At 56.5% G+C, this 14,315-nt stretch carries 10 protein-coding genes, 1 rRNA gene and 1 pseudogene; 6 read left to right on the top strand and 6 right to left on the bottom strand.

The window, feature by feature from the left end; genetic code table 11:
- Positions 1-232: 232 nt before the first annotated feature.
- From ACWISF_RS03035 to dxr, 4 genes and pseudogenes are all read right to left on the bottom strand, one after another.
- A complete protein-coding gene (locus ACWISF_RS03035) occupies positions 233-2,935 on the bottom strand; it encodes an N-6 DNA methylase (protein ID WP_448380117.1) in 2,703 nt (900 codons plus the stop codon).
- Between the two features lie 413 nt (positions 2,936-3,348).
- The gene (locus ACWISF_RS03030; protein WP_448380116.1) at positions 3,349-3,852 is read right to left on the bottom strand and encodes an IS630 family transposase; all 504 of its coding nucleotides are present in this window, start codon (positions 3,850-3,852) and stop codon (positions 3,349-3,351) included.
- A pseudogene (locus ACWISF_RS03025) lies at positions 3,849-4,232 on the bottom strand (helix-turn-helix domain-containing protein). The gene ACWISF_RS03030 and the pseudogene ACWISF_RS03025 overlap by 4 nt, the downstream one beginning before the upstream one ends.
- 114 nt (positions 4,233-4,346) lie before the next feature.
- Entirely contained in the window at positions 4,347-5,528 is a 1,182-nt protein-coding gene (gene dxr, locus ACWISF_RS03020) for a 1-deoxy-D-xylulose-5-phosphate reductoisomerase (RefSeq protein ID WP_448380115.1), read from the bottom strand.
- 544 nt (positions 5,529-6,072) lie between these two features.
- Between dxr and ACWISF_RS03015 the strand changes: the two genes are divergently transcribed.
- The 3 genes from ACWISF_RS03015 to ACWISF_RS03005 are packed head-to-tail and all read left to right on the top strand — an operon-like array spanning position 6,073 to position 9,825.
- Positions 6,073-7,242 carry a cysteine desulfurase family protein gene (locus ACWISF_RS03015; protein WP_448380114.1) on the top strand — a complete coding sequence of 390 codons (1,170 nt, stop codon included), beginning with the start codon at positions 6,073-6,075 and terminating at the stop codon, positions 7,240-7,242.
- Between the two features lie 60 nt (positions 7,243-7,302).
- A complete protein-coding gene (locus ACWISF_RS03010; protein ID WP_448380113.1) occupies positions 7,303-7,638 on the top strand; it encodes a hypothetical protein in 336 nt (111 codons plus the stop codon).
- Between the two features lie 42 nt (positions 7,639-7,680).
- Positions 7,681-9,825, top strand: a complete 2,145-nt coding sequence (locus tag ACWISF_RS03005) for a CHASE2 domain-containing serine/threonine-protein kinase (protein ID WP_448380118.1) — start codon at positions 7,681-7,683, stop codon at positions 9,823-9,825.
- Here the strand turns inward: ACWISF_RS03005 and ACWISF_RS03000 are convergent.
- Both ACWISF_RS03000 and ACWISF_RS02995 read right to left on the bottom strand, forming a co-directional pair.
- Positions 9,822-11,117 (bottom strand): glutamate-5-semialdehyde dehydrogenase, encoded by a 1,296-nt coding sequence (locus tag ACWISF_RS03000; RefSeq protein WP_448380112.1) that lies wholly within the window; start codon positions 11,115-11,117, stop codon positions 9,822-9,824. The genes ACWISF_RS03005 and ACWISF_RS03000 overlap by 4 nt on opposite strands.
- A gap of 354 nt (positions 11,118-11,471) precedes the next feature.
- Positions 11,472-11,828: a HesB/IscA family protein gene (locus ACWISF_RS02995; protein ID WP_448380111.1), complete on the bottom strand. Its 357-nt coding sequence runs from the start codon at positions 11,826-11,828 to the stop codon at positions 11,472-11,474.
- A 160-nt stretch (positions 11,829-11,988) separates the two neighbouring features.
- On the opposite strand from ACWISF_RS02995, the gene ACWISF_RS02990 reads away from it, so the two are divergent.
- The 3 genes from ACWISF_RS02990 to ACWISF_RS02980 form a co-directional block, all read left to right on the top strand.
- A complete protein-coding gene (locus tag ACWISF_RS02990) occupies positions 11,989-13,176 on the top strand; it encodes a peptidylprolyl isomerase (protein ID WP_448380110.1) in 1,188 nt (395 codons plus the stop codon).
- A gap of 90 nt (positions 13,177-13,266) precedes the next feature.
- Positions 13,267-13,785 (top strand): hypothetical protein, encoded by a 519-nt coding sequence (locus tag ACWISF_RS02985; protein ID WP_448380109.1) that lies wholly within the window; start codon positions 13,267-13,269, stop codon positions 13,783-13,785.
- A 109-nt stretch (positions 13,786-13,894) separates the two neighbouring features.
- Positions 13,895-14,315, top strand: a 16S ribosomal RNA gene (locus ACWISF_RS02980); the annotation flags it as partial.

The following is a 14,315-nucleotide window of genomic DNA, read 5'->3' as shown; positions in this document are numbered from 1 at the left end:
CCGTTCTCAATGAAACTTATCACCTTCTTCCGTAAATCCAGACTGTAACACATTCTGATTCTCCTCCTTGATTCTCACCTTCCTCCCCATCTTACACCCCCCTCTCATAAAATGTTGCATTTTCAATAAAAATGACTATATATCCCATTTTGTGTATCTGTTGTGATTCTAAAGTAGCAACCCAACGCTCAGCATCAGCGGCGGCGCGCAGCGCCGTCCGCTGCATACTGTTTTAGGCTCTCTCATCCTCGCTTGCTTCCCCTTCCGTCTGAAAGGCTTCGTCCTGAGGCGGCAGGGGTAGTCCGCCGAACATTCTCCGCTCTGCGTCCGTCAAGACCTCCTTGAACCTCCTGTCTGCTTCGCCGAGTGTTCTGCTTGCATTCTCGACCGCAGTTAGGATCCTGTCTTGTTCAGTCCTGCTTGGCAGGAATACACGGAGGTTTTCAAAATCTTCAGGCTGCGTCCGCCGACGGTTGGAGTGGCCTGTGGTGATGGCACGAATGGCACGGCGAAAATAGCGACTCCGAAGCAAAAGCGCCAAGTATCGCGGATCTACAGCATTATCTGCCACGCGATAGACAGGAAACTCCTGCGTGACAATCGCACCGTCAAACGCTTCCGGAACCACAGCAATGCAGCCCTTCCAAAGATCGATCTGAGATACGAGGACATCACCGGCACGAACTCGATACCAGCGAGAACCTTCTGTGAAGTAAGCACCATACCAGGCTGGCGGATTTCTACCCTTACCCGGCTCGCGTCGAGAGATCACGCCCGTTTGACTTAGCTTCAGTGTGACGAACTCCTTATCTGGGTGCGCGGTCGGCTCTACCTGCTCGATGCGCCTCTCGAGCAGATCCCCCAAACGGTAGACGCGCATTCCCTCAGGAGGATCAATACGTTCAAGTTGAAAGAGGTGATACTTTGGGTCGAGACGCCTCGATGGATGCGCATCGAAGATGCTGACAACGGACGCGGCATGACAACGTGGGACTTCGGCTGGTTCGTAGGCCAGAGGGTCTCGGAGGTATAGATGCCACTGCCCGAGAACAGTGGCCGGATCATCGAGGCGCAAGCGGCCACCCTCCGTGGTAGAGTACAGCTCGTTTGTCGCCGAAGGCGTCCCGGCGGGCGTGTATCCGACATCGTGCACCTCTGCAAGGAAAACCCGGTAATCGATTTCACGCAACGCAGCCCGAATCGCTCCATCTTCTTGGTCGGGTGTTGGATTGTCGTCCGCGGCTGCCTTCCGCAGCGCTGTAGTATACACAGCGTCGAATCGTGCCTTCTCCTGCCGCGTATACTTCCGCAGAAAGAGGAGGCTTGTCTTGTTCTGTGCCCCGGCTTTGCGAAAAGCATAGTCTGGTAGAGATACAACGGCCGTCACGGCTGCGTGCCGAAACAAGAAACGTCTGAATGCAGGACACGCGCTGCCTTCGCCGGAGTTGTTCAGTGCACCGTCAGGAACCACCATTCCGAGCCTTCCGCCCGGCGTGAGGAACTGGAGAGCACGCTCGATAATGACAAGCTCGCTGCTTATTTGGTCACGCCCACGCGCAATCTCGAAGTCAGCAAGCGACCCATTACCGAGGCGGTCGCGATCCGCCTCTCTGACCTCATCACCAAAGGGTGGGTTACCCACAACGATAGTAAAACGCGACCCGTCAGGACGCAGTGCGGGGTTGGTGAACACACGGTCGAGGCAGCTGCGCTCGGACTCAATGTTAGTGTGCCCATCCTTGTGGATCAGCAGATTGGTCTTGCAGACTCGACCAAGTACCTCGTGGATCTCGATGCCGAAAAGGTTATGCAAGGCAAATTCTGTCTTGATGCGTTCAGCCTCGGCCTGGCCAGCATAAAGTTCATCGACGCGGTGCCAGACCTGTAGGAGCGCTTCCAGCAGGAACCCACCGCTGCCAACAGCGGGATCGAGGATCACGTCGCGTTCGGTCGGAGAAAGCATAGCGCACACAAACCGGCAGAGTTCGCGGCGAGTGAAGTATTGGCCCAGGCCACCGCGGAACACTTGGCTAAAGAAGTGTTCAAACGCCGCACCAAGAAAATCTATCTCACAAAGCGTAAAGCCAATGTCCTGGACAAGCGCGACGACCTCCGCAATCTTCTCGTCAGGGAGACGGATCGTGTCGTCAGTGAAAATGGATGGGTCCCGACGACGCGCCTCGCGAAAGCGTTCGAGCACACGAGCAGCGGTCTGGGAGGGCGATTCATTTGCGCCAACTTGCAGCGCGCGTGGTTGGCCGTTTGGAGTGTGGCGTTCGTCCCAAACCTTGGCGAAGAGAATCTTGCTCCACTCGTCGAATGCGGTCAGGGGGTCACGCTTACCGCCAGCCCAGATGGCGGCGTGAGCACGGCGGACGGTGGCTTCTATTCTTAGTGGCTTGGCGGGTTGGATGTCGTGGGTAGAGCCAGCAATGAGGCGAAGTTCGCGGGCAAGACCATAGTTAACGGGCACGGTACTGCGGTCACCAAGCCGGTATCGGTCGCGGTCTCGGACGTCAGGACAGTTCTCGACATCATAGAAAATCGACTCAGTCCCGGAGTCAACAAGCAGGTACGACGCCCGAAGATTCGCGGCGTTGCCGAAGCCCTGTAGGATACCTCGCTCAAATTCGGCATTCCCGCTGTCAGTCTTTTTCACCTCGACCACAAGGAAGGGATGCCGGTCGCCGTAAACAACAATGTCGGCCCGATCTGCTGGCGTGCGGCGTGGAACCGGGACTTCGACCTCGATTCTGTTTGCCGGGTATCCACGGTCGAGAATAAGCCAGGCGTAAATCGCTGCACGCACCTGCTCCTCCGGGTCGGTGTAGTCATCGGTAAACCGCCTTGCGCAGATGTATGTGATTCGAGTCTGCTCCGGGCTGAACTCAAGGTATCCCCGGCGCTCAGCCTCGCAAACGAGATCTGCGTCCAAAGGCTGTGGCCTCGGCATAGTATGGGCAGGGACAGGCTCGGAATTCCCTTGGCCATGCTGGCGCTGGGCGGCACGGGAAACACGTCTCGCGGCCCTGGAACTGCGTCGCCCATCTTGACGATTCGTCATTCCGATTATCTATCTTCTTCTGTGCGCCCAACTATACACTACACCACCGTTTTCCACCTAGCAAACCCTCTGATACAAAATTTTTGGCTGAACCGGATTTTGTCGGTAAAATTTACTGCAGTGACTTTTTCAATATAGCATCCCCAATGCCCCACAACCCCGACCACCCCATACTTAAACCGACTAAGCTCCTTGACCAAGTGCGTCAAGTCATCCGGCTCAAGCATATGGCCATCTCTACTGAGGAATCCTACACCTATTACATCAAAAAATTTATTCTATAGCTAAGCAGGCAAAGGTTGACATATAGAGCAGATGACTGAATCGATGAGGTCATGAAGGTTTTGGGTTGTGGATGTCATGGTTTTTCTAACTCTTTGCTTGATTCTATGCCATTGATGCTCAATCGGGTTTAAATCGGGAGAGTATTTCGGTAGATATATCAATTCACACCCAGCGGCTGCCACAACCTTCCGAACGAGTTGGCAACGAGGAAAACTGGCATTATCTAAAACAATTTTCTTCCCTGCGCCAATGGTGGGCAACCACATCTCTGTTAACCAGGCAATCAATACTTGCAAATTGCAACTACCAATCCAAGTAAATGGTGCAACCAATTGCCCTAAATGATAACCACTCATTATGCTTATCCTCTTTCTCTTTTTGCCAGGTCGTTGCCCATATATCCTTTGTCCTTTTCGCCCCCAACCATATTCATAAACATCTCGATTATCCATCCCAGACTGGTCAATATAGACTAAATTCTCATCCTTTTCCTCTTTCATCATCTTGATAAATTGTTGTCGCTCTTCTTCGTTTTGTTCTTCATAAGAGTATGTTTTTTTTTACGGGTAAAGTTGATTTTTTTCAGGGCTTGACCAATGGTTGTATGACTGACACCAAGAATGGCTCCCATTTCTTTTTGCGTCAACCCTGGGTTTGCTTCGACAAATTGGCGAAATCCCTCCAAATCAGTAATCTTAGCACTATGACCTTTTTAATCGTTCTTTTTCGGCTGATAATCACCAGTTTCTGACCACATTTTTAACCATCTTTGTATGGTTCTGATGCTCATACCAAATAACTCACCAACCTCAACTAGTTTTGCCCCCTTTAAGACTGCTGCGACTGCTTTTTGACGCAAATCGTAACTGTATGGTCTTGCCATCGCTTTTCTCCACAGCATCTATCCTATAATACGACGACCTTACCCTACTTGACTATAGAATTTTGCTGCTAGCGTATTCCCCCTACGGAATTTATTACTCTTGCCAGAGGTCTATCAAATCAATAATACGGGGGGCGGACTACAGTTGGCGAGCACCACTTCTCGCGCCCAGCGGTCTGCCGCCAAAATGTGATCTAAATCAGGCGTTGTGCAATTCATCGCTTCATAGCGGGCACAGGCAAATTCAATTAAACGGGGAATGTCAGCAAAGGTAATTTTTTCGGCCAGAAACAAACTCACTGCCTGCTCATTGGCCGCATTCAAAACTGCTGGCATGGCTCCACCGGCGCGCCCGGCAGCATAGGCCAAATTCATACAGGGATATTTGTGATGATCTGGTTCTCGAAATGTCAAACTGCCAATACTGACTAAATCAAGCGATTTCCAAGGTGTCGGCCAGCGCTCCGGCCAGGATAAGCTATACAACAAGGGCAAACGCATATCCGGCCAACCTAATTGCGCCAGCACGGAAGTATCTTGCAATTCAACCAAAGAATGAATAATGCTTTGGGGGTGAATGACGATGTGAATGTGATCGTAATCCAGGCCAAATAAATAGTGAGCTTCGATTACTTCCAAACCCTTGTTCATCAAGGTGGCCGAATCAATCGTAATTTTTTGTCCCATATTCCAATTGGGATGTTTGAGGGCATCGGCAACAGTAACGTGAGCCATCCGTTCCAGCGGCCAATCCCGAAAAGCGCCCCCCGATGCGGTAAGAATAATCCGTTTGAGACCGCCTTCCGGCACCCCTTGCAAGCATTGGAAAATAGCCGAATGTTCTGAATCGGCAGGCAGCAACTTCACCCCATATTCGGCAAGCAAAGGTAGAATCACCGGCCCCCCGGCAATCAGGGTTTCTTTATTCGCTAGCGCAATGTTTTTCCCTGCCCGAATGGCCGCAATCGTAGGTAATAATCCCGCACAACCCACAATGCCCGTAACGACAATTTCCGCATCCCCATAACTTGCTACTGCTGCAATTCCCTCGGCCCCAGCCAGAATCTCCGGTTGCGGGTGTACCTCGCCAATGGCCGCCCGCAATTCGGGAAGCAAATCTCCATCTTGTATCGCCACAATTTCCGGTCGAAACTGGCGAATTTGTTGGGCAAATAAACCGATATTGCGCCCGGCAGTTAACCCTACCACCTGAAATTTGTCTGGGTATTGGGCCACAATTTCTAAAGTCTGTGTCCCAATTGAACCCGTTGCCCCTAAAATCGTGATTCGCTTCACCGCTGGCCCCTCAATGACCCTGACACCTTGATCCCCTTTTCACCATACCACTGCTGCTCCCTGCCGCCAAGGTGATCCTTAAAAAATTACGAACCCCGCCCAGGAGCTTGTCGAGGCGTTGTTGTTGGAAAAGGGCGGCAACCGGCAATGGTTATGAATGGTTATGTAAACACCCCAAGCGGGTTATCGAACCTCTAGGCCGACATTTGTTGCTGTATCAGGGCACGCTGCTGGCCCCCAAGGAGATAAATGCCTGCTTGGAGAAACTCTAGGTTGTTTTGCTGATCCCCATCAGGAAGACGCTTTCGGGGGTTCGGGTTTGGGGACTGCTTTTTGCCGTTTGTCGCTGCCGGTCTGTCTTGAAAAATACCCAGACGACGCCGATTAATTCTGTTATTGTTTCACCCTATGGGAACGGAAAACCATGTTACTTTAATACCCAAACTACCACTGATTTTTGCTGTTTTTTTCGGTGGCCAGCCGCTGGAGCAGTCGGCTTCAAACAATCGCTACACTAAAATTCACATAACGGTATTTCCTGCCCATGCGTCCGATTTATTTGGATTACCATGCCACCTCGCCGCTGGACGAGCGGGTTTGGCAAGCGATGCTGCCCTATTGGCGGGAGCGGTTTGGCAATCCGGCCAGCCAGGGGCATTTTTATGGTTGGGAGGCGCAAGCGGCGGTGGAGTTGGCGCGGGAACAGGTAGCGGCCAGCCTGAACACTACACCGGAAAGCATTATTTTCACCAGCGGGGCAACGGAGGCCAATAATTTGGCGATCAAGGGGGTGGCAGCGGCGTGTTACCACCGGGGACGACACATTGTCACGGTGCAAACGGAACACCGGGCAGTGCTGGAACCCTGCCGCTATCTGGAATCCCTGGGGTTTCGGGTGACTTATCTGCCAGTGCAGGCCGATGGGTTGGTGGATGTGGAACGGCTGCGCCAGGCGTTGCAGCCGGATACGATTTTGGTGTCGGTGATGGCGGCCAACAACGAAATCGGGGTGCTTCAGCCTTTGGCGGCCATTGGCGCCATCTGCCGCGAGCGGGGGATTCTCTTCCATACGGATGCGGCGCAGGCGGTGGGCAAAATTCCTTTGGATATGCAGACGTTGCCGGTGGATTTGCTCTCCCTGACGGCGCACAAAATCGGTGGCCCTAAGGGGGTGGGGGCGCTGTTTGTGCGGCGGGATGGCCCGCGGATACCTCTTGTGCCACAACTGCATGGGGGCGGCCAAGAAGGGGGATGGCGGGGCGGTACGTTGGCCGTGCCCCTGCTGGTGGGATTGGGGGCGGCGCTTGCCCTGGCGGAGGCGGAACGGGAGCAGGAACAGGCGCGGTTGTTGAGCCTGCGCACCCACCTCTGGCAGGAATTACAAAAGCTAGATGGTGTACTGTTGAATGGGGCCTGGTCACCCCGCTTGGCGGGCAATTTGAATGTGACGTTTTTGGGGGTGAATGGGGCAGAACTGCACCGACAGTTGCAACCGGTGGTGGCGGTGTCGGCGGGGTCGGCCTGTAGTACGGGGCAGCCTTCCCACGTGTTGCAGGCCTTGGGGCGCTCAGCGGCGCAGGCAGCCAGTTCGGTGCGGTTTGGCCTGGGGCGGGAAACCACAGCGGCGGATATTCAACGGGTGATCACTCATTTGCACACCCTGTTGCCCCGTTTGCGCCAAACAACGGCTGAGAACAGCTATATTAAAAAATAAAATTTCAGGGCTTATTGGCTTGCATGCCTGGTTTTGCCCGCTTTGCGCTTGGGGAGCCCTATGGTCAAACCGTCGCTGTGGCGTTACGTGGTACGCACCCGCAAGTTTTGGTTGGTGGGGCTGTTGGTGGTGGCAGGTATGGCCTTAAGCGTTGGGGCGGGGGAAATGCTGGAGTTGCCACCGGCAGGGATGCCGTGGCTGGGGATGGGGTTGCACCTATGGCCGTTGTGGGTGATGGCAGCGCCGGCGGTGGCGGCTTGGGCATGGGCAGCCAAGGGCATGGGTTGGGAGGTGACGCTGGCGGGTCAGGCAGTGATGGCCTCTGGTTTGGTCGGGGCGGGGATGCTGAGTTGGCTGTGGTACCGACAGCGGTCGCGGCGATTGCGAGAACGATGAACGGGAGCCAGCTCGGGCAACCGGGGGGGAAGTGGCTTGGGGGTGAAAGGCATTGACCGACACTGGCTGAAGGCAGGATTGGTGGGGTTCCTGGCGACCGCTTTGGTGTTGTTGGTGCGGGGTGGGGGTGGGTTGCAGGCCCTGGATTTGTGGAGCTATGACCTGTGGTTGCGCTACCAACAACCGCGTTTTCCCCCCAACCGGGATGAGCGGTTTCTGCTGGTGCTGGTCACGGATGAGGATTTGGTGCGGCTGGGTCAGGACCAGGTGACCCTAGCGACGCTGCAAAGGTTGCTGTTTCGGCTGGCGGAACTGCGTCCACGGGTGGTTGGGTTTGCTCTGGAAACGGCGATCACGCTCTCTAAGGGGAAAACCCTGGCTTCGGAATTGATGGCGGCGCAGGTGCCGGTGGTGGTGGGGTGTGTCCCGTCTGAACCTTGGGAACCGCTAGGGGCTTTACCTACGTTGATGACCCGCCTGGGGGTGACGCAAACCGTAAATAGCCAGGTGCCTACCGACCCGGACGGTGCGGTGGTGCGGCGCTATCTTTTGGGGGGAACAGCTTTGCGCGCCCAAACCCCTGGCTGTCAGCCCAACCATTCTCTAGGGCTGGCGGTGGCCGCCCATTATCTGGCCCTCCAGGGCACTGTGCCGCGGTTGGGGGGGAAAGGGCTAACCCTGGGGTTGGGAAGGGGGCAGTGGCAACCGTTGCACCCCCACAGTGGCCCCTACCAACGGTTGCGCCTGCAGGGCTGGCAGATGCTGTTGCGTCCTCAGGTCACCCCTCTGGAGCAGATCACCCTGTGGCAGGCGTTACACAAACTCCAGCCCGACCAGGTGCAAGGACGGGTGGTGCTGGTGGGGGAAGACCTCCGCGCCGGTGGGCAACCCCAGTTCCAAACGCCTCTGGGCAGCACCTATCCTGCCATTTATTTCCATGCCCAGGCGGTGGCGCAAATCCTCGACCAAGCCCTGTGGGGGCGCGGGGGTGTCAACTATCTGGCTGAACCCTGGGAGTCGCTCTGGATCGCCGTTTGGGGCCTTTTGGGGGTGGCGCTTTTGGGTTATGGTCGCCAAGTGGTGGCGCTGGGGCTAGGTGGGGTTGGCCTGCTGGTCGGCATCTGGAGCTTAAGCACGGCTATGTGGCTACCCTTGGTTGCCCCCCTGCTGGTCTGGGGGTTGGTGTTGGCAGCAGCGCCTTGGTGTGGCAGAAGACGGCGTCCCCTGCCCGCACCAGTATCGTTGAGAACGACAGCACCGCACCTGTTGAGCCAAGGAGCCGACTCCGCGCACCAGTGGGAGGGCGTCCAGGTGGGCAACAACAACCGCTATCTCCTGCAACGGCATTTGGGGGGTGGGGGTATGGGGGATGTGTTTCTTGCCCTCGACCGGCATTTACGCAAGCCAGTGGCGGTGAAAATCCTTACCCGTCTGCCTACCGAAACCACCCAGAGCGGACAGATTCTGGAGCGGTTTCGCCGCGAAATTCGGGTAACGGCCAAAATCAACAGTATTCACATTGTCCAGATCACCGATAGCGGCGTCATCCAAAATCAGGTGCCGTTTTACGTCATGGAATACCTGCAAGGGCAAAGTTTGGGGAATCTGATCCGCCACGAAGCACCCCTGCCGGTGGCCCGCACCGTAGCCATTCTGCTCCAGGTGTGTGCCGGGTTGGAGGTTGCCCATAGCCACAAGGTGGTGCACCGGGATTTGAAACCGGACAATATCTTTCTCATCCCCAGTTCCCTAGGGGAAGAATTGGTGAAAATTCTCGATTTTGGCATCGCCCGCGTGATTCAGGACGCGGAGGCAACCACAGAACTGACGGCGGTGGGCAGTTTCTTGGGCACCTATCGCTACGCTTCACCGGAGCAATGTGATGGCCGCGCCCACCTCGCAGACGAACGGGCAGACCTCTATAGCCTGGGGCTGATTGCCTACGAAATGCTCACCGCCACCAACCCCTTTGACCTCCAAGATACCAGTCCCCGCCAACAGTGGCTCCGCTGCCACGTGCAGATGCCCCCCATTCCCATCCAAAACCAACCCTTTGGGGAACGGGTGCCGACCCGTTTGGCGCAGGTGATTATGACCTGTCTGGCTAAAAAACCCGCCGAGCGCTACCCGGATGTCACCCACCTGCGCCAGGCGTTGCAAGAATGTACGGAAGTTTTTTCCCCCTAAAGCGGCAAATCCCGATGGGTAAAGGGTTTTGCCTGCGGGCCGCTATAGGTTGCCACCACCTGCCCGTTGCCCCATAACCGGTACTTATACGTCACCAACCCCTCCAAGCCCACAGGCCCCCGAGGCGGCAACCGCTGCGTACTGATCCCCACCTCCGCCCCAAACCCGTAGCGAAACCCATCGGCAAACCGGGTGGAACAGTTGTGATACACCCCAGCGGCATCCACTTCCGCCATAAACCGCGCCGCTGCCTGCCGGTCGGTCGTGGCAATCGCCTCCGTATGCCCCGAACCGTAGGTATTGATGTGGGCAATCGCCGCCTCCAGCGAATCCACCACCTTAATCGCCAGCACCAAATCCAGATATTCCGTGCGCCAATCCGCCTCGGTTGCCGGAGCCACCGGGATAATTTGTTGGGTCGCCTCATCCCCCCGCAACTTCACCCCCTTGGCCACCAACGCCGCCGCACAAGGGGGCAAAAACGCCGCCGCAATCTCCCGATGCACCAACAGCGTCTCAATCGCATTGCAGGCCGCCGGGTATTGGGTCTTGCTGTCAACAGCCAAGGCAATGGCCTGGGGAATATCCACCTGCCGGTCCACGTACAAATGGCACAAACCGTCGGCGTGCCCCAACACGGGAATCCGGGAATGGGTTTGGATATGGCGCACAAAGGCATTAGAACCCCTGGGGATCAACAAATTCACGTATTCATCCAATTCCAACAACTGTTGAATTTCCGCCCGCGTGGTGAGCAATTGCACCGCTGCCAGGGGAACACCCGTTCCCTGCAACCCCGCCTGAATCGCCCGCACCAACACCTGACACGATTGGGTTGCCTCCTTGCCCCCTTTGAGAATCACCGCATTGCCCGACTTGAGCGCCAACGCCGTAATTTGGATCACCGCCTCGGGGCGCGCCTCAAAAATGACCCCCAACACCCCCAACGGACAGGTGACCCGCTCCAAAACCAAACCCACATCCAATTCCCGGTGCAGTTGCCGTTGTCCCACCGGGTCGGGTAACGCCCGCACATCCCACACCCCCTGGATGGCGCTGGCCAACTTATCCGGGGACAAGTGCAGCCGGTGCAACAGCGCCGGCGCTAACCCCTCCTGCTGCGCACGCTCCATATCCGCCCGGTTGGCCGCCAAAATCTCCTCCTGATGCGCCTGCAATGCCTCCGCCATGGCCTGCAACGCCTGATTTTTCGTTGCCGTATCCACCGTCGCCAAGCGTTGCGCCGCCTGCCGCGCCTGCTGAGCTATCTCCAGCAATTCCGGGGTCACCATCGGCAACTGCCCACCTTGCCAACCATTGCCACCCGATTATAGCCCATTTCATTAAGATTTCATTAAGAGGCAATAACTGTTCGTCCCAAGCGCACAACTGGCCATTCCCAACCAACCATTGCCCCCTTTCTGCGGGTCACTCTGCCGGTTTCCTAGAGAATCCCCCCGCCTATTCCTGCCCCCTCACCACCCCCAGCTGTACCCCGTAAAAAGAGGCAGTTTGACCCCAATCTAGGGGCACGGAGATCGGCCTGGCAAAACCCTTGAATCAACGATCAGGACAGAACCCCAAAAATATGGTTCATTCCCTCATCCCGCATACCATCCCGAAACCGCGGTTTCCGCACCCGCTATTTAGGCACTAAAAGATTTGCCACAACCGCAGGTTTGAACCGCATTGGGATTGCGAAACTGAAACCCACCCCCAATCAACGCCTCACTGTAATCCAAAGCCAACCCGTAGAGGTAAAGCAAACTGCGGCGGTCGCACACAATTTTGAAGCCCTCTTGGTCAAACACCTCATCGTCCGGGCGAATGTTCTCCGGTCGCTCAAAATCCATCATGTAGGACATGCCCGAACACCCCCCCTGGCGCACACCCACCCGGAGGCACAGGTCTTCCCCCTTCTGGGCACGCAGTTGCTGCAAATGGTGGAGCGCTGCCGGTGTCAGCAAAATACCCCGTTGGGACTGCGGTGGCGTTGCCGTCATGATGGCTAAATTCCCGAAACACTGTGATCTTAATTTTAACTTTTAACCAAACAGGGTCATCCCCTTTGACCAAGCAATTTCCTCCCGACGCCCCCTGCCCATTGAGCCTGCAGACGCCCCTGTGGGAAAATGACAGCAAGGTTTGTCCAAAGAGGGGGAAATGTCCACGCAGGGAACCCGGAAGCACCGCGAGCCATCCCAGCGCCAAAACCTAGCCCGCAGGGTGTGGCAACTGCTCACGGCTGGCGCATTGGTCGGGTTTCTCCTGGGGTGCCTGGGGTTGGCGCCGGCCTATGCCGCTGGCGGCCTCTTGGTGGCCAGCAACCCCGTCACCGACCCCAAAGCCCTGTTGCGCTTGGCCTTACCCGTCACCGAACCCCACATCCGCCAAATCGAACACAGCCTCGAAGACATTCGCCAGCAACTCCGTCTCAAACGCTGGCGCAGCCTCGAAAACGACATTAAAGCCGCCCAACGCACCCTCGAGCAGTATCGGCAGGAGATGCTCAGCCAAGTGGCCCCCGCACAGCAGGCCACCGCCGCCACCCTGATGACCGACCTCAACCAGGGCCTCGCCGATTTGGCCGCCCTCGTTTCCCGCCGGGATAAAACCGCCATCTTGGCCGCCCAAGATGCCCTTTTGGACCAAGTCGGGGCCTTAGAAGCCCTGATGGTGCGAGAATTCCCCTTTGCCATCCCCCCCGAATACGCCCACTTGCCCCAACTGTTGGGACGGGCAACCGTAAAAATCGTCACCAACAAAGGGGATTTAATCGTGGTTTTAGACGGCTACAATGCCCCCATTACCGCTGGTAATTTTCTGGATTTGGTGCAACAGGGATTTTACAACCACTTGCCCTTTACCCGCGCCGAAGAATCCTACGTGGTGCAAGCCGGTGACCCCCCCGGCGAGGCCGACGGATACGTTGACCCCCGTACCGGTCAAATCCGCCGCATTCCCCTGGAAATCAAAGTCCAAGGCGAGCAACAGCCCCTCTATGGCACCACCTTGGAAGCCGCCGGACGCTATCTGGATAAACCCGTACTACCCTTTGCCGCCTACGGCACGCTGGCCATGGCCCGCCAAGAATCCGACCCCAACAGCGCCTCCTCCCAATTCTTCTTTTTGCTGTTTGAACCCGAACTCACCCCAGCCGGGATCAACCTTTTAGATGGGCGCTATGCCGTATTCGGGTATTTAATTGACGGGCAATCGGTTTTAGCCAAAATCCGCGCCGGGGATACCATCGAACGGATGGAAATCCTAGACGGGGCCGAACACCTGGTCAACGCCACCCCCGTCAACCAAGCCATCCGAGCATTACCCACCCTCAACCCCCTGTTTTGAGGGGTGCTTTTGCTAGATTCCCAGTAGCCACCTCGAACTCCACCCATGTTCTCCCTCTATCTCTTTTGCGCCTTGGTCGGAGGTGTATTGATGCTCCTGAGCCTGTTGGCCGGGGACGCAGAGGTGGATAGCGGCGACCTGGATGCCGACCCGGACATAGACACCTTCCCCTTTTGGTCCGAACTGCCCTTTTTAAGCCTACGCTTTTGGGTCTTTGGCGGCGGGATGTTTGGCATCACGGGCGTCGTGCTCACCCTTACCGGCAAACCCTTTCTCACCACCTTGATTGGCGCCCTGCTGACCGGCCTGGTCACCGGCTGGAGCCTGCACTGGATATTGCGCCACCTCAAGCGCCACAGCCCCAACAGCCTAATTACCCCCGACGACCTCATTGGCGCCACCGGCACTGTCGAACTCCCCTGCGACAGCCAACACCCCGGCAAAGTCCGGCTCACCCTCAAAGGCCAACAGGTCGAATACCCCGCCCGCACCGCCTATCCGACCCCCCTGGAAACCGGCCAACCCATCGTTGTCGTGGACGTACACCCCCCTTGGGTAGAAATTGTGCCCCAGGGGGTTGACAACTCCAAAACGAACTTGCTAGATTGAAAAAGCGCTCGATAGAGAGCGGCAGAACCTGGACAACCGAATAGGTTTGAAAGTCAGCGCCACCCAGACTGGCCCTAGTCAATTCTTCAACATTCCGGACTGAGCGATCACCATGGAGAGTTTGATCCTGGCTCAGGATGAACGCTGGCGGCGTGCCTAACACATGCAAGTCGAACGGACACCTTCGGGTGTCAGTGGCGGACGGGTGAGTAACGCGTGAGAACCTGTCTCGAGGAGGGGGATAACAGTTGGAAACGACTGCTAATACCCCATATGCCGGGAGGTGAAAGAGCTTGATCGCCTCGAGGGGGGCTCGCGTCCGATTAGCTAGTTGGTGGGGTAATGGCCTACCAAGGCGACGATCGGTAGCTGGTTTGAGAGGACGACCAGCCACACTGGGACTGAGACACGGCCCAGACTCCTACGGGAGGCAGCAGTGGGGAATTTTCCGCAATGGGCGAAAGCCTGACGGAGCAACGCCGCGTGAGGGATGAAGGCCTGTGGGTTGTAAACCTCTTTTCTCAGGGACG

Source organism: Gloeomargarita sp., assembly GCF_053491055.1.
This window is presented reverse-complemented; position numbering and strand designations above follow the sequence as displayed.

Excerpts from the sequence above, each read along its gene's own strand:
- ACWISF_RS03030 (WP_448380116.1), bottom strand. The coding sequence starts at position 3,852 with ATGATGAAAGAGGAAAAGGATGAGAATTTAGTCTATATTGACCAGTCT.
- ACWISF_RS03015 (WP_448380114.1), top strand. The coding sequence starts at position 6,073 with ATGCGTCCGATTTATTTGGATTACCATGCCACCTCGCCGCTGGACGAG.
- ACWISF_RS03010 (WP_448380113.1), top strand. The coding sequence starts at position 7,303 with ATGGTCAAACCGTCGCTGTGGCGTTACGTGGTACGCACCCGCAAGTTT.
- ACWISF_RS03000 (WP_448380112.1), bottom strand. The coding sequence starts at position 11,117 with ATGGTGACCCCGGAATTGCTGGAGATAGCTCAGCAGGCGCGGCAGGCG.
- ACWISF_RS02995 (WP_448380111.1), bottom strand. The coding sequence starts at position 11,828 with ATGACGGCAACGCCACCGCAGTCCCAACGGGGTATTTTGCTGACACCG.
- ACWISF_RS02990 (WP_448380110.1), top strand. The coding sequence starts at position 11,989 with ATGTCCACGCAGGGAACCCGGAAGCACCGCGAGCCATCCCAGCGCCAA.
- ACWISF_RS02985 (WP_448380109.1), top strand. The coding sequence starts at position 13,267 with ATGCTCCTGAGCCTGTTGGCCGGGGACGCAGAGGTGGATAGCGGCGAC.